The organism is Pseudomonas sp. MG-9, from assembly GCF_018729515.1.
GTDB classification, from domain to species: domain Bacteria; phylum Pseudomonadota; class Gammaproteobacteria; order Pseudomonadales; family Pseudomonadaceae; genus Aquipseudomonas; species Aquipseudomonas serboccidentalis.
Map to the genome: position 1 here is coordinate 645347 of NZ_JAHHZH010000001.1, position 14281 is coordinate 659627.

Consider the following 14281-nt stretch of genomic DNA (forward strand, 5'->3'; position numbering starts at 1 on the left):
CGTGCTGACAGGGATATTCCTGATTGCCGCAAGCCTGGCCTTACCGGCCAACGCCCAATCGCATCCATCAAACCGGGATGGCTACCCACATCCTGATGATGACCATCATCAGTTTTCTGGTCGGCCTATCGATATCCGGCCAAACGTTCTACACCTTCATGCTGGAAAACCTGGAAAAGTACGCCACCCTCAAGGCGATTGGTGCCAAGAGCCGTGAGCGGGTCTGGATGATCCTGTTCACGGCCACGACCGGTTATGGGCTGGCGTTTGGACGGGTGCGCTTGATCGCCGGTTTTTCCAGTTATCCGGGGATCCGCAAGGTTTTGAGGATCGAGCCATTCGGCATTTTCAGGGGGGGAGGCGCGGGGCGGATCGCTCGGTGGTAGATCGCCGGTACAGCGTTGAACCCCATCGGCGTTCACCCATGCGAATCGCTTATGAGGAACTCACTTAGATGCTCAGTAAGTGGCTGGACCCGGTTCTATTGTTGCTCACCGCACTGGCGCTGCTGGCCGGCGGCGTTGCGTATGTTGCGCAAAAGCCTGACTGGGCATCGATGTGCTGGGCCGCAGGAAGTCTGGTGATGTCTGCGGTACTGCTCGTTGAAATCGTCAGGCGCCTGGCCCGGCGTGAGGCCGGAGTAGATCTGATCGCGCTGCTGTCGATCACTGCCGCCCTGGTCTTTGAGCAGACACTTGTGGCGGCGGTGATTGCCTTGATGTTGGCGACCGGACGCACTCTGGAGTTTTTCACCAGGCAACGCGCCGACCGCGAGCTTCGTGCGCTCATCGACCGGGCACCACGTTTTGCCTGGCTGCAGGAGGAGGGCGGCTTGCGCGAGATCCCCGTTGAGCAGGTCCAGCCGTATCAAACATTGCTGGTGCGGCTGGGGGAGGTGATACCGGTCGACGGCCGACTGCTCAGTCCCGTGGCCATTCTGGACGAATCGGCGCTCAGCGGTGAGTCGTTGCCCGTCACCCGTCGAGAAGGTGAGCAACTGCCCAGCGGCGTTTCCAATGTCGGTGCGCCCATACTGCTGGTCGCCACGCGAACGGCCGCGCAGAGTACCTATGCCGGCATCGTGCGCCTGGCCGAGGAGGCACGTCGTTCGCGCGCACCTTTCGTGCGCCTGGCCGACCGCTATGCCTTGTTCTTCATCCCACTGACATTGCTGATTGCCGGATTGGCCTGGCAATTGAGTGGCGATCCTTTACGCGCGCTGGCGGTTCTGGTGGTGGCCACACCTTGTCCCTTGATTCTGGCCGTACCGATTGCCTTCATGTCGGGTATTTCGAGGGCAGCGCGACGCGGAATCCTGATCAAGGACGGCGCGACCCTGGAAGCACTGGCCGGGGTCAAACAGGTGTTTCTCGACAAGACCGGTACGCTGACCAGCGGCCATGCCCGGCTGCAGTCGATAGAGGTCAACGGATTGGGCGATCCGCAGCGCCTTCTCGCTCTCGCCGCATCGCTGGCGCAGGCCTCGACGCATCCTGTCGCCCAGGCAATTGTTGAAGCGGCGCATCAGCGCCAATTGCCACTCAGCGTCCCACAGGCAGTAGAAGAAAGCCCAGGCTCGGGACTTTGTGGGCGCGTCGATGGCGTGCAGGTGCGTTTCGGCACGTTGTCTTTCGTTCACAAAGAAGTCCCGGAAACCGACTGGGTCGCCGCCATGTTGCGCCACATGGACTACCTGGCGTGCAGCGGAAGCTTCATTGATGTGGATGGGAAACTCGCAGGCCTGCTGGTTTTCTCGGACAAGGTTCGGCGCGAAACCCCACAGACTCTGCGTCGACTGCGCAACAGAGGCATCGAAAAGATCGTCATGCTCACCGGGGATCGCCTGGAAACCGCAGAGATGATTGCGCTCTCTGCCGGGATTGACGAGCTGCGTGCCGGGTTGACCCCCGAGGATAAAGTGCGTGCCGTGCAGCAAGGTTGCCTGCGCACTAGCACACTGATGGTCGGCGACGGCATCAACGATGCCCCGGCGCTGGCGGCGGCCAACGTCGGCGTGGCCATGGGGGCGGGCGGTGCCACTGCTTCTGCGCAAGCCGCGGGCGTTGTGCTGCTGGTGGATCGTCTGGATCGCCTGGTCGAGGCGTTGGACATTGCCCGGCGAACCGGCCACATCGCGCGCCAAGGCGTGCTGATCGGGATGGGGATGTCGTTGCTGGCCATGGCAGTGGCGGCCCTCGGTTACCTGCCGCCGTTGGTTGGCGCCGTGGTGCAGGAGGGCATCGACGTGGCGATCATCATTAATGCTTTGCGGGCATTGGGACCGTCATGGGCGCTGAGCAAACGAAAGTTTACCGCAGAGCATATCGATCGCCTGCAAGATGAACACCGGCAACTGTCCAGCGTACTGAACGATCTGCACCAACTGGCCAATGACTTTGCCCAACGCCCACTTGCGCAAGCACAGGCTGACTTGCTGGAACTGGTCGACAAGCTGCAGACATCACTGGCGCAGCATGAACATGAAGATGAAAACACACTGTACCCGCTGCTGACGCGAAGCATGCCGGGCGAGGATCCGATGTCGGCCATGAGCCACGTGCACCGGGAGATTTTTCGCCTTATCCATTTACTGACGCGCATGAGCGGCGACTTCAGCGCCGACCCCGCAACGGCACCTGCTGATGAGATTCAGCACCAGCTGATTCGTTTGGATACCCTCGTGCGACTGCACTTTGATCAGGAGGAGGAACTGTTCCGTTATCTTGATGGACGTTAGAAATTCGGCTCAGCTCGAATGCAAACGGGTGGTCAAGCGGAGCGCATCGAGCGCCGTGACCCATTCTTCGTTGGTGGGCTCGACCACCACCTTGACTCGGCTGCCCGGAGTCGAGATCACAGCGGCATTGGCCTGGTTGGCCGTTTCGTTCAGTTCCACGCCCAGATACTGCAGGCCCGCGCACATACGAGAGCGAATCGCTGCGTTGTGTTCGCCAATACCCGCCGTGAACACCAGCATGTCAAGCCCCCCCAGTGCCGCGACGAGGGCACCGGCTTCGTGGATGAAGCGGCGCTGGTACAACGCAAGGGCCATGGCCGCGCGAGGCACAGTAGCTTCGACTTTGAGCAATTCGCGCGGGTCGCTGGAAATGCCGGAAACTCCCAGCAGACCAGACTCGTGATACAGAATTTGGCTGACCCGCTCGAGGCTCAGTTTCCAGATTTCCATCAGGAAAATCACCGCGCCAGGGTCCAGCGCCCCGCAGCGCGAGCCCATCATCAAACCGTCCAGCGCTGAGAAACCCATGGTGGTGGTGACGCTTTTCAAGTCCCGCATACCGCACAGGCTGGCGCCGCTGCCCAGATGCGCGACCAGTGTCCGACCACGCGCCTGATCGCCATAGCGCTCGGCCAGCGCAATGGATTGGTAGCAATAGGAAAGCCCGTGAAACCCGTAACGACGCAAGCCGCTTTCCCAGGCCGACCAAGGCAGCGGCAGGATTTTCTCCACGTCTGGCAGGGTCTGGTGGAAGGCGGTATCGAAGCACACCACTTGTGGCAGGTCGGGGCGGGTTTGCAGCAGCGTTTCGATGGCCTCCAGGGCGAAGGGCTGATGCAGAGGGGCCAGCGGGATGTAGCTTTTAAGGTCGGCCAGCACCTGCGTGTCGATCAATACCGGTTTTGAGTATTTAATCCCTCCATGCACGACGCGGTGGGCGATGGCCCTGATCGAGCGGCCTGCCAGTTGAGTTTGCAGCCGCTCACGAACATACCCAAGGGCATCGTGATAAGGATGCTTTTCATCGAGCGTCAGTGGCTGATCGTCGCCGCCGTTTTCGCTGACCACCGAGTTTGGCCCCGTGATGCCGTCGACCTTTGCCCGCCACAGGGGTGCGCGAGCCAAAGGACAGCAGGTGGCGTCGAACAAGGCGAACTTAATGCTCGACGACCCCGCATTGAGGACCAGGATCACTTCACCTTTGTCTGTGTCGTTCATGGCTGGTTTGCCCGTATTGATGGTCGGACGTGGCGAGCCGGGACGGGTATTGCCCCACTGACTTTGATCGGCATCTTCATCTGCTCAAATCAAACGGTATCGAATGCTCCATTTTCAGCCAGCAAGGTGGCTACCAGGGCGGTACTGTCGAGTACGTGCACGTGCTGCGTCACGCACTCGGGGAGCAGGCGAAATGGGGGCACGCTGTCAAAGATCGCAATGTGCTCGAAAAGCGGCGGGTCGAACAGATGGCTGCCCGCAGTGAACAACCCATGGGTCGCCGCAGCGAATAATCGTGTGGCTCCAGCCTTTTGGCAGGCAAGGCCCGCATGCTTCAGCGTTTCACCGGTACTGATCAGGTCGTCGAAAACAATGGCTGTCTTGCCCGATACGTCGCCAGCCAGGAGGGTGCCCGTCAACGTCGCATGAGCACGGTGCTTTTCCATCAGCGCGCTGCCCACTGAGCGTCCCAGTTGTCGTTCGAGGGCCTGACGAAACTGTTCGGCACGCTTGGCGCCACCGGAATCCGGGGACACCGCCACCACGTCGGCGTCGCCGACGAATCTGGCGAAATGCTCGGCGAATAATTCTGTGCACTGCACGTTCCACGCAGGAATGCGAAAGGCATTGTCGAACGCTGCCGGATTATGAACTTCCAGGGCAACCAGACGATCAACGCGGCAGGCTTCAAACAGGGTCGCCAGGTAGCGGGTGATCGTGGGGTCTTGAGGTTGGCTGCGACGATCCTTGCGCCCGTAGCAGAGATAAGGTGTTACGACCTGCACATGGCGAGCGCCGGCATCCTTGAGTGCACCGCAAAAGAACAACAGGCGACACAATTTGTCGTTAGCGCTCTGCCGGTCATCCCCATACAAGGAATGGAACACCACGACCTCGCGACCGTTAACCGACGCCAGCGGTCGGCATTTATGTTCGCCATCTTCATAGTCAAGCTCTTCATGCAAGGCCAGTTGGCAGCCAAGCCGTTGCGCAACACGGGTTGCATAGTGCTCACTGCCTTGCAGGGCAAAAAGAAGCGGGCGGTCGGTGAGCATGCGTTGGCTCCTTTGAGACTTATCGAAAGAGTGCGCCGTCATCGGGCAGCAGCATGACGCAACACTTCAATGCAGAACTCCATTTCATAGGGCGGGACATTGCATTCGACGATGTCATGGGCGGCAACTTGCAGATGCACGCCGATAATGTCGGCATGGATCGGTTGCTGGCAAACATGCCGGTCAACCAATACCGCAGTGTAGACCCGACGAGCCCCCAGCTGCGCCAAATAGGCACAGGTGCGCAGGAGTGAGTGGCCCTCAAACAGCACATCGTCGACAACAAGCAGGGTGGTATTGGCAAGATCCAGCTCTCCCAGAAGCGGGTTCTCGGTCAATTCCGTGTGTGCATGCAAGACCTTGAGGTCATCGGCATAGCGCTTGACCTTCAGGGGGTAAAGCGCCAGTTCTGGCTGACCGGTCTGACGCGAAAGATGCTGCCGCAAGCGCTGTGCCAGCGGCTCGCCGCGGCGCTGGATGCCAATCAGTGCCGCTTGAGCGGGCGGCAACAATATCGCCGCTTGGCGCGCCATCGCCTGCAGCACGCCATCGAGTTCATCGCTGTCATACAAGCGCAACCGCTGACTCGCAAGTGGAATGGACATTGCCATCTCCTGTCGGAAACTGCTGCGTTCGGGGCATGAAAACATCATGGAACCGGCATATATCAACACCCAGAGCGCCATGAAAATGCTGCTCCATGTTGCCAACGTAATCCCGCTCGGCCCGATCCTGTTGATATTGATCAAGTATGGCGAAATGAAAGCTCAATCCATGAGCGGCGTTACGCCATAGAACGGCGTTACGCGCAGATTTGACATAAATCAACGCCCGGGCGGCATCAACGGAGGACGCTGAATCGACACGGGTGCCTGATCCACAGTGCAGCAATGGACGTCGAGTCCTCCTGTCTGGAGTCAGCTCTCAACGCTTGTTACTCATCATCCGGGGAGGTTCTTCATGACTCAAAGCCCCTCATTACAGACCACGTTGAAGGACCGCACGGACGCAGGTCGACGTCTGGTGGAACCCTTGCTCAAATACGCGCATCGACCCGATGTCATCGTCCTGGCCTTGCCCCGTGGCGGCGTGCCGGTTGCCTTTCAAGTGGTCAAGGCCCTGGGCGTACGCCTGGACCTGATGCTGGTGCGTAAACTGGGCGTGCCGTCCAACCCGGAATTCGCCATGGGCGCCATCGCCAGTGGCGGTATTCAGATTCGAAATGAAGAAGCGCTGCGGGCCCACCCGATTACCCCGGCTGCATTCGATGCTGTGGTCGCGCATGAAACACGGGAATTGCAGCGGCGCGAGCAGTTGTACCGGGGCGTCCGGCCACCCTTACAGCTCAAGGGGCAGGTGGTGATTCTGGTGGATGACGGGCTGGCGACAGGCGCCTCGATGATGGCGGCGATCCGTGCGGTGCGCATGCAGGCACCTGCTCGTATCGTCGTTGCCGTGCCGGTTGCCCCGCTGGAAACGGTGAATACGCTGAGCTTTGAAGTCGACGAGGTGATCTGCCCGCTCGTGCCTGAATGGATGATGTCGATCGGGTATTGGTACTTGAGTTTCCCCCAGGTCCCGGACGAGGAAGTCATTGATTTGTTGCAACTGGCCTGGCAGCGAGAAGCCGCCACCGGCGCCTCGGTTCAGGGGAGCGTTGATGATTGAGCCGTACAAAGTCGTGGCGGGCGCAACCCATCTTTTTGAAGAACCGGGAGCCCTTGAAGAGGTCGCCAGACACGCTGGAGACTGGTTCGAGAAGCATCTGCACGGGCCCGACTGACAGCGCCTGAGCGGCCTCACACGCCAAACGGATAGGTTTCGTCTTCCGGCTCGAGTCGCTGGCTTTTCGGCAGCGCCAGTGCTGTCACGGGTTGGGTCTGTTCAATCCAGATCATGGCATCGAACTGATCGGCCAGCATCGCTTCGAAGTAGTGACTGCCACGCTCGGTTTCAGGGCGGTAAATCACCCCGATGGCCCGTTCCAGCAAGGGTTTGGATAACACCCGGCGCAGCTCATTGCGCGCCGGGTCTCGCCAGTCGGTCAATGACGCCGGCACACCGGCCTTGAGGAACTGATGCTCCCAACTGTCCGGGCGGGAGGGCCGGATGTCCTTGATGAGCATGTCGCCGTCCCAGTCATCGGCCGCAGCCACCTTGCCACGGTCGGTACTCATACCGATCAGAACAGCATCGCGCCCATAAGCACTGCGGCACAGCTGACCGATGTTGAACTGCCCCTTCCAGCCCATTTCCGTCGCGGCTGCGTTGCCGATATGAGAATTGTGCGCCCAGACCACGGCCTTGGCATGCGGGCCCCGGTGTTCAAGCGGTGCCCGAAGCGTGTTTTCTCGGCACCGATTCATAATTACAGTGATGCCCTGACCACCAGTGGACAATCAACTGGCTGGGCGCCCGATACGTCGAGGGTCTCGATCAGGTGCCGTACAGCCTTGCGACCGATCTCGTAGTAGGGCAATTGCACCGTGGTCAGCGGTGGAATGAACAGCTCGGCAATACCGATCATGTTGTCATAGCCGAGCACCGCGACATCGTCGGGAATGTTCAGGCCACGGCCCAACAACAGCTGATAGGCACAAAAGGCAATGCGGTCGTTGCCACAGATCAGAATGTCAAATTGGGGACGCCCCTCAATGATGTGCCGGTCGAGGATAGCGGCTGTTTCACTATAGGCATCGTGATCGGAAAGGTCGTATTGCAGGAGCGCGTCAGGCGCCAGACCGAATGCCTGGCAGGCACGCTGCAGGCCTTTTTGTCGCAGCCCCCAGGCCAGGCTTTGTTTGGGCAGGTTGATACACAGAGGGCGTGTATAACCGAGGTTCAACGCGTGGTGTACGGCCCGATACTGTCCCATTTCGTCGTCTGGTACATAGCTGACGAGACGGCTGTCATCTGCCAGGCAATTGGCGAGCACCAAGGGCTTGCTCTTCAATCGCTCGGGAATGGACACCTGGCGAAATCCCATGGCGCTGAAGATCAAGCCGTCCGGACGATGCGACAGCATCAGGTCGATGTTCTGGTCGGTGGGCGGGTTGCTCAGCAGGTTGAGGATAAAGACATTCCAGCCTGCTTGCTGCGCGGTCTGCTCAATGGACAGCAGCAACTCGACCGCGAAGGGTGTGGTCGCAGTGTCCAGCGCGAACACACCGATGGTTCGCGACTGCAGGTTGTCGCCGCGCATTTTGCGCGCTGACAGGCTCGGCACGAACTGCAGTTCATCAATGGCCCGACGCACCCGCAGAAGGGTTTCGGCGCTCAATTTTTCCGGCGTATTGAGCGCGCGAGAAACCGTCATCAGGGACACGCCGGCCAGCTGTGCAACGTCTTTCACTGAAGTCATGTGAGGCGAAATCGGTCAGGTTGACGCCGAATCATGACACATGGCCCCGGCTTCTCGCGACCCGCATGACGCCGCTCATAACCATCCAGAACCGAGAGACCACGCTTTGGCAATCGAGACACGCCCGCCACTCCCGTTAGCCAGAAGCTTCACGCCCAGACTGTCAGGCCGCGGATAGAGGCGACTGCTGAGGCTGAAGCGCCCGTTTTCGTCGAATACCTCGATGGACGAGCGATCGAGGAACACGCGCAGTTCAAGTCGCTCTTGTGCCCGGTCTATCGATACGCTGCGCTGGCCGGTGACTTGCGCACCCGAGCGGCTACGGTCAAGCACCAGGCGATGCAATGATGCATCGTAGTAGAGCAGGGTTTCTTCACGACCATCGTCGCTGCAACGCAAAGCAACACCCAAGTGGCCGTCGGTGCAACCGAGCAAATCCAGATGCACATGGATTTCGAGCATGTCGCCTTTCACGTCCGGCACCCACCGGGACCCCGTCCCATCCCACCAGAGCGTATTCGGCAATGGCGCCTTGCGTAGGGCGGTGAGCTCCCGCGCCGGATACACGCGAAGGCGATCGGCGCACAGTTCAAGTTCGCGCGGCAAACCGAGCATGCCGCACCAGTGATGGTCCTGGCTCGGCATCGGGCTTTCCCACATGTCGAGCCACGCCCACACAAGGCGCCGACCATCAGCGGCCAGTAGCGTTTGTGCCGCATAGAAATCATGGCCGTTATCCAGTTCGATAAAAGGCCCTCCCGTGAAGTGCCATTCGCTATCGAGTCGGCCCACTCGATAACCCGTCTGGTACTTGTTGAGCCGGTCGTAACCTTCGGCTTGCATGCCTTGGGGCGAGTACAGCAGTACATCGCGTCCACTCAGTCGAAACAGATCCGGGCATTCCCACATGTAGCCATCGCCCTCGCTGCCGCCGGACACATAGTCAAGGAACTCCCAGACGTGCAGATCCGTGGAACGGTACAACGGCAGCAGCGGCACATCGCCCAGACGTGCGCCGGCGATCAGGTACCAATAGTCATCTTCCTGCCATACCTTGGGGTCGCGGAAGTGCATGATGGTGTCTTGCGGCGCGGTGTCGATGACGGCGCCCTGTTTGACGAAGCGGATGCCATCGCTACTGGTGGCCAGGCACTGCACTTGACGGATGAAGCGCTCGTCACCCACTTCCCCCAGCCAGGTGTGCCCGGTGTAGATCAGGGCCAGGGTATCGCCACACACCACGGCGCTACCGGAAAAACAACCGTCACGGTCGAAGTCATCGCCGGGGGCCAGCGCAATGGGCAGGTGCTGCCAATGAACCAGATCGGCACTCTTGGCGTGGCCCCAATACATAGGGCCCCATTTCGCGTCGAAGGGGTAATGCTGATAGAACACGTGGTATTCGCCACGAAAGTACACGACTCCGTTAGGGTCGTTCATCCAGCCTGCCGGCGGGGCAATATGATAGCCGGGGCGATAATCGTGGATGACGCGAGACACGCCGTCACTCAGCGCACGCTGCGCAAGGTCAAGGGAAGAAGACATCGGGTCGCTCATGGTATTCAAAGACAAGGTCATAGGGCGCGTGCGCGGACTGAGCGCAGAGGAATGTCATCCGGCAGGTTTCCAATGGCGTGTGGGTGGCGTTTCAAGGCCGTACCGTCGGCGTCGAACAGGTGCAGGTGGTCTGTGTCCAGTTGCAGTTCGACCCGATCACCTGCCTGCCAGCCGGCGCTGACCTCGCAACGACAGATCAGTGGCTCGTCCTGACCTGTTTCGAGGTGCACATACGTTTCGCTGCCCAGGTATTCGACCCCGGTCACGACGATGCCGGCGGTTTCTTCCGCCGCTTTGAGCGATACGTGCTCCGGGCGAATCCCCAGGCTCATCAGCGTGCCTGCCGCCAGATCCGAGCTGTCGAAGGGTAGGGCGGCCATACCCAAAACGGGAGTATCGACCCGGCTGGTTTCGCCCGGGGCATGCAGGCGCGCCGGTAGAAAATTCATTCTGGGCGAACCGAGAAAACCGGCGACAAAGCGGCTGGCCGGGCGTTCATAAAGTTCGCGCGGTGAGCCGACCTGCTCAACGCGACCGCCATTGAGCACGACAATTTTGTCGGCCAGGGTCATCGCTTCCACCTGATCGTGGGTGACGTAGATCATGGTCGAGCCCAGTCGGTCATGCAGCCGGGCGATTTCGTTGCGCATCTGCACCCGCAAGGAAGCATCCAGGTTGGAAAGCGGCTCATCGAACAACAAAATGTCCGGTTCCCGCGCCATGGCTCTGCCCATCGCCACACGCTGACGCTGGCCTCCGGACAGTTCCTTTGGCTTGCGTTGCAGCAGGCTGTCCAATTGCAGGATCTGCGCAGTTTTCAGCACGCGCTCGCGCAGGCTGGTCTTTTCGGTCTTGGCCAGTTTGAGACCAAAACTGATGTTGTCGTAGACGCTCATGTGCGGGTACAGCGCATAGGACTGAAACACCATGCCGACGCCACGTTCGCGCGGTTCCAGGTCGTTGACCCGTCGCCCGTCGATCAGCAGGTCGCCGGTGCAGATCGAATCCAGTCCGGCGATCAGCCGCAGCAGAGTCGACTTTCCGCAGCCCGAAGGGCCGACGAACACCACGAACTCGCCCGCAGCGATCTCCAGGTTGATGTCGCGAAGAATCCGCACACCGCCCAGTTGTTTGTTCACGTTGTCCAGTTTCAATTTGATCACGATGCTGTTCCTTGTATTTGTTGGGCATCAACCCTTTAACGCGCCGGCAGTGAGACCGGAAACGATTCGGCGCTGGAAGATCAGCACCAGAATCACCAGTGGGACGGTGACCAGCACCGACGCAGCCATCAACAAGCCCCAAGGCAACTCATGGGGGCTGCCGCCAGAAATCAAGGCGATGGCGACCGGCACCGTGCGTTGGGTGTCGGTGAGGGTGAAGGTCAGGGCAAACAGGAACTCGTTCCACGCGGCGATGAAGGCCAATAAACCAGTGGTGACCAGGGCGGGCCAGAGCAGCGGCAACAGCACGCGGGTCAGCGTGACCCAAGGCGAGGCGCCATCCATGATTGCCGCTTCCTCCAGTTCATGAGGCAGTTGCCCCATGAACGTGGTCAGCACCCAGACGGTGAAGGGCAGGGTGAAAATCGTGTAGCTCAGGATCAACGCCCAGGACGTGTTGTACAGGCCCAGGGCACGGATCACTTCGAACAGCCCCGACAGCACCGCGACCTGAGGAAACATCGACACCCCAAGAACTATCATCAAGACCGTGCCACGCCCACGGAATTTCACCCGGCCCAAGGCATAGGCAGCGGTCAGGCTGAGGAACAGCGCCAGCGTCACCACGCACAGCGCAACCACCAGCGAATTACCAATTGCCCGCAGGAATGAGGCTTGGTGAAGTACCGCCGCATAATTGGAGAAGTCCGGGCTTTCGATCCAGTAGCTCACCTCGAACAAGGCGCTCGACGGTTTCAGCGAAGTCACGATGGCGTAGTAGAAAGGGAAGACCGCATACAGCAGCAAAACTCCGATCAGACACCAGAATCCGAGGCGCAACAGCAATTTTTTCAGTAGGCGCAGGTTCATGACCGGACCTCCAGTTGACGACGTCCGAGGTAGAGATAAAGCATGGCGATCACCGCAACGACCAGAAACAGCAGCGTCGAGGCCGCGCTGCCGTAACCGACATCCTGGAACTCCACCAGGTGCTGGCGGGCATACACCGACATGCTCATGGTGCTCGACGAGTTCGAGGTCAGCACATAAATCACGTCGAATACCCGCAGGGAATCGAGGATGCGGAAGATCGCCGCCACCAGCAGTGCAGGCATCAACAGGGGAAGCGTAACGCGCCAGAATACTTTCAGCGGATGAATGCCATCGACCCTGGCGGCTTCGTAGCAATCGCTCGGCAACATCTGCAACGCCGCCAACATCAGCAGCGTGACAAACGGGACGGTCTTCCACACGTCGACGATGATCACTGCCCACATCGACAGATCCGCATCTGCCGTCCAGGCCAGAGGCGCGTCAATCAGGCCGAGGCTCAGCATCAGGTGATTGATGATGCCGAACTGGTCATTCAGCATCCATGACCAGATCTTCGCCGAGACAATGGTCGGAATCGCCCAGGGAATCAGAATCAACGCGCGCACGAGGGAGCGGCCAGTGAACTTGATGTTCAACAGCAACGCCACCAACAGCCCAAGGACGACTTCCAGCCCCACCGACACCACAGTGAAATACAACGTGTTGCGCACAGCGTTCCACCATTGTGGATCGACGAGGATGCCCGACCAGCTGGAACCGTCGTGGAACAGATAATTGCTCAAGCCGATGAAGGTTGCGCCACCGGTGTCCGCCAGGCTGGCGTCGGTCAGGCTGAACCAGAATGTGCGCAGTAGCGGCCAGGCCGCCACCAGGGTCAGACACAGCAACATCGGTGTCAGAAACAGCCAGGCGGCACGTACTCGGCGGCGCTGTATGGGCGTTTCCCTGGTGAGCAGGCGCTCGTCACAGGATGCATGGGTAGTAGAGACAGACATGGTGATTTCCTTCCTTGTGGCCTACCAGTTCCGGCGTTTGATGCGCGTGAGTTCGCTTTCCAGTTCGACCAGCGCCTGATCGACAGGCAACTCGCCCGCCAGCACGCCATGCACTCGATCGAAGAACGCATTGGAGACCCGTGGATAGCGATCGGCGGTGATCGAAGCGGGGCGCATGACCCCGTCGTTGAGAATGCTGTGCAACTGAGCGTAATAAGGCATGGCCGCGAGCAGCTCGGGATCTTGATACAGCGACTCGATAACCGGGTTATAGGCGCCTATCAGGGCACGCCGTTTTTGCTCTTGAGCTCGGGTCAGGTAGCTCACCAGCTCGGCGGCAAGTTGGGGATGGGCGCTGTAGCGCGATACCGCCAAGCCCCAGCCACCGAGGGTGGATGCATGGCGGCCGGTCTCGCCGCCGCGGGGCAGGGGAGCGACCCCGACCTTATCTTTTACGGCGCTGTCCTGGCTTTGCACCAGGGCCCAGACGTAAGGCCAGTTACGCATGAACAGCGCATTGCCCGACTGGAATACACCCCGGCCTTCTTCCTCGGTGTAGTTCAGTACGCCACGCGGGGAGATGTCTCCCACCCAGCTTTTCGCCAGGGTCAAAGCCGCTTTTGAGGCCTGACTGTTGACCACGATGTCGCCTTGTGGATTGACCAGCCCGCCTTCCGGTTGGCTGCTGATCCACTCCAGCGCATTACACGTCAGGCCCTCGTACGCGCGTCCCTGAAAGATGTAACCCCACACGTTGGCGTTCCCGGCATTGCGCTCAGCCTGCTGAACATCCCTGGCAGTAGCGGTCATTTCCTCCCAAGTCTGGGGAACCTGTTTGTTGTATTTCTCGAGCAAGTCTTTGCGGTAATACAACAGGCCCGAGTCGGTGAACCACGGCATCGTCACCAGCCGTCCGTTTACCGTGGCGTTATCGACCTGTGCCTGGAAGTAGCCTTCGGTCGCGTTGGCTGGAAGCACCTCACGCAGATCCATCAGGTGTTTGGCCAGCATTCCCGGCCACACCATATCGATTTGAATGATGTCGATGTCAGTGGACTGCGCGCTGAGGATCTGTTGGTAGAACGACAACCGCTCGGTCGCCGAGTTAGGCGTGGAAACCACTTCAACGTTGTTGCCGGTCTGCTTCGACCATGTCTCGACGGCCTCCTTGCACAGTTGTAACTCCGCACCCACCGCGCCGCACGAGATCGTTAGATCGGCTGCGCTCGATACGGATGGAAGTGCGGCACACAGGGTGATCAATGCGCTGGGCAGGAGCGATTTCAGGTGTTTCATCGAGCGTCCTTTATTTTTGTTTTTAGAAAAGTTAACGTTAACATCGCCAAATGTAGCAGCGTATT

13 protein-coding genes and 2 pseudogenes are annotated in these 14281 nt (G+C 59.8%); 5 read left to right on the plus strand and 10 right to left on the minus strand.

The features are described 5' to 3' along the window. The first annotated feature begins 23 nt into the window (after positions 1 to 23). Together KKQ10_RS02990 and KKQ10_RS02995 are read left to right on the plus strand one after the other, a co-directional pair. Positions 24 to 386 (plus strand): ABC transporter permease, encoded by a 363-nt coding sequence (locus tag KKQ10_RS02990; protein ID WP_215500129.1) that lies wholly within the window; start codon positions 24 to 26, stop codon positions 384 to 386. Positions 387 to 454: 68 nt separating this feature from the next. Continuing rightward, positions 455 to 2737 carry a heavy metal translocating P-type ATPase gene (locus KKQ10_RS02995; protein WP_215500130.1) on the plus strand — a complete coding sequence of 761 codons (2283 nt, stop codon included), beginning with the start codon at positions 455 to 457 and terminating at the stop codon, positions 2735 to 2737. 9 nt (positions 2738 to 2746) lie between these two features. Here KKQ10_RS02995 and KKQ10_RS03000 read toward each other — a convergent pair whose 3' ends face one another. The 3 genes from KKQ10_RS03000 to KKQ10_RS03010 all read right to left on the minus strand — a co-directional run bounded on the left by KKQ10_RS03000 (position 2747) and on the right by KKQ10_RS03010 (position 5615). Beyond that, complete coding sequence (locus tag KKQ10_RS03000) at positions 2747 to 3955, minus strand: acetate/propionate family kinase (protein WP_215500131.1); 1209 nt, start codon at positions 3953 to 3955, stop codon at positions 2747 to 2749. A gap of 89 nt (positions 3956 to 4044) precedes the next feature. After that, on the minus strand, positions 4045 to 5010 hold the full coding sequence (locus tag KKQ10_RS03005) for a ribose-phosphate diphosphokinase (protein ID WP_215500132.1): 966 nt from the start codon (positions 5008 to 5010) through the stop codon (positions 4045 to 4047). A gap of 38 nt (positions 5011 to 5048) precedes the next feature. After that, positions 5049 to 5615, minus strand: coding sequence for a phosphoribosyltransferase family protein (locus KKQ10_RS03010; protein ID WP_215500133.1), 567 nt, complete (start codon positions 5613 to 5615; stop codon positions 5049 to 5051). On the opposite strand from KKQ10_RS03010, the gene KKQ10_RS03015 reads away from it, so the two are divergent. From KKQ10_RS03015 to KKQ10_RS28355, 3 genes and pseudogenes are all read left to right on the plus strand, one after another. Then, on the plus strand, positions 5608 to 5805 hold the full coding sequence (locus KKQ10_RS03015) for a hypothetical protein (RefSeq protein WP_215500134.1): 198 nt from the start codon (positions 5608 to 5610) through the stop codon (positions 5803 to 5805). The genes KKQ10_RS03010 and KKQ10_RS03015 overlap by 8 nt on opposite strands. A gap of 165 nt (positions 5806 to 5970) precedes the next feature. Then, positions 5971 to 6678: a phosphoribosyltransferase gene (locus KKQ10_RS03020; RefSeq protein ID WP_215500135.1), complete on the plus strand. Its 708-nt coding sequence runs from the start codon at positions 5971 to 5973 to the stop codon at positions 6676 to 6678. Between the two features lie 7 nt (positions 6679 to 6685). Then, positions 6686 to 6793: pseudogene (locus KKQ10_RS28355) on the plus strand (alpha/beta hydrolase); the annotation flags it as partial. Positions 6794 to 6809: 16 nt separating this feature from the next. Here KKQ10_RS28355 and KKQ10_RS03025 read toward each other — a convergent pair. The 7 genes and pseudogenes from KKQ10_RS03025 to KKQ10_RS03055 form a co-directional block, all read right to left on the minus strand. Next, positions 6810 to 7358: pseudogene (locus KKQ10_RS03025) on the minus strand (erythromycin esterase family protein); the annotation flags it as partial. Between the two features lie 20 nt (positions 7359 to 7378). Beyond that, positions 7379 to 8371 carry a LacI family DNA-binding transcriptional regulator gene (locus tag KKQ10_RS03030; protein WP_127647335.1) on the minus strand — a complete coding sequence of 331 codons (993 nt, stop codon included), beginning with the start codon at positions 8369 to 8371 and terminating at the stop codon, positions 7379 to 7381. A 75-nt stretch (positions 8372 to 8446) separates the two neighbouring features. Next, positions 8447 to 9949 (minus strand): glycoside hydrolase family 32 protein, encoded by a 1503-nt coding sequence (locus tag KKQ10_RS03035; RefSeq protein ID WP_215500136.1) that lies wholly within the window; start codon positions 9947 to 9949, stop codon positions 8447 to 8449. Continuing rightward, positions 9946 to 11091, minus strand: a complete 1146-nt coding sequence (locus KKQ10_RS03040) for an ABC transporter ATP-binding protein (protein WP_215500137.1) — start codon at positions 11089 to 11091, stop codon at positions 9946 to 9948. Before KKQ10_RS03040 ends, KKQ10_RS03035 begins: the two co-directional genes overlap by 4 nt. A 27-nt stretch (positions 11092 to 11118) precedes the next feature. Further along, positions 11119 to 11961, minus strand: a complete 843-nt coding sequence (locus KKQ10_RS03045; RefSeq protein WP_215500138.1) for a carbohydrate ABC transporter permease — start codon at positions 11959 to 11961, stop codon at positions 11119 to 11121. Beyond that, positions 11958 to 12920: a carbohydrate ABC transporter permease gene (locus KKQ10_RS03050; RefSeq protein ID WP_215500139.1), complete on the minus strand. Its 963-nt coding sequence runs from the start codon at positions 12918 to 12920 to the stop codon at positions 11958 to 11960. Before KKQ10_RS03050 ends, KKQ10_RS03045 begins: the two co-directional genes overlap by 4 nt. 21 nt (positions 12921 to 12941) lie before the next feature. After that, positions 12942 to 14216, minus strand: coding sequence for an ABC transporter substrate-binding protein (locus KKQ10_RS03055; RefSeq protein ID WP_215500140.1), 1275 nt, complete (start codon positions 14214 to 14216; stop codon positions 12942 to 12944). Between the last annotated feature and the right edge of the window lie 65 nt (positions 14217 to 14281).

Bases quoted from the DNA above. Each gene is read 5' to 3' on its own strand.
- KKQ10_RS03035 (WP_215500136.1), bottom strand. From the start codon at position 9,949: ATGACCTTGTCTTTGAATACCATGAGCGACCCGATGTCTTCTTCCCTT.
- KKQ10_RS03020 (WP_215500135.1), top strand. From the start codon at position 5,971: ATGACTCAAAGCCCCTCATTACAGACCACGTTGAAGGACCGCACGGAC.
- KKQ10_RS03045 (WP_215500138.1), bottom strand. From the start codon at position 11,961: ATGAACCTGCGCCTACTGAAAAAATTGCTGTTGCGCCTCGGATTCTGG.
- KKQ10_RS03015 (WP_215500134.1), top strand. From the start codon at position 5,608: ATGGACATTGCCATCTCCTGTCGGAAACTGCTGCGTTCGGGGCATGAA.
- KKQ10_RS02995 (WP_215500130.1), top strand. From the start codon at position 455: ATGCTCAGTAAGTGGCTGGACCCGGTTCTATTGTTGCTCACCGCACTG.
- KKQ10_RS03000 (WP_215500131.1), bottom strand. From the start codon at position 3,955: ATGAACGACACAGACAAAGGTGAAGTGATCCTGGTCCTCAATGCGGGG.
- KKQ10_RS03050 (WP_215500139.1), bottom strand. From the start codon at position 12,920: ATGTCTGTCTCTACTACCCATGCATCCTGTGACGAGCGCCTGCTCACC.
- KKQ10_RS03010 (WP_215500133.1), bottom strand. From the start codon at position 5,615: ATGTCCATTCCACTTGCGAGTCAGCGGTTGCGCTTGTATGACAGCGAT.
- KKQ10_RS03005 (WP_215500132.1), bottom strand. From the start codon at position 5,010: ATGCTCACCGACCGCCCGCTTCTTTTTGCCCTGCAAGGCAGTGAGCAC.
- KKQ10_RS03055 (WP_215500140.1), bottom strand. From the start codon at position 14,216: ATGAAACACCTGAAATCGCTCCTGCCCAGCGCATTGATCACCCTGTGT.
- KKQ10_RS03030 (WP_127647335.1), bottom strand. From the start codon at position 8,371: ATGACTTCAGTGAAAGACGTTGCACAGCTGGCCGGCGTGTCCCTGATG.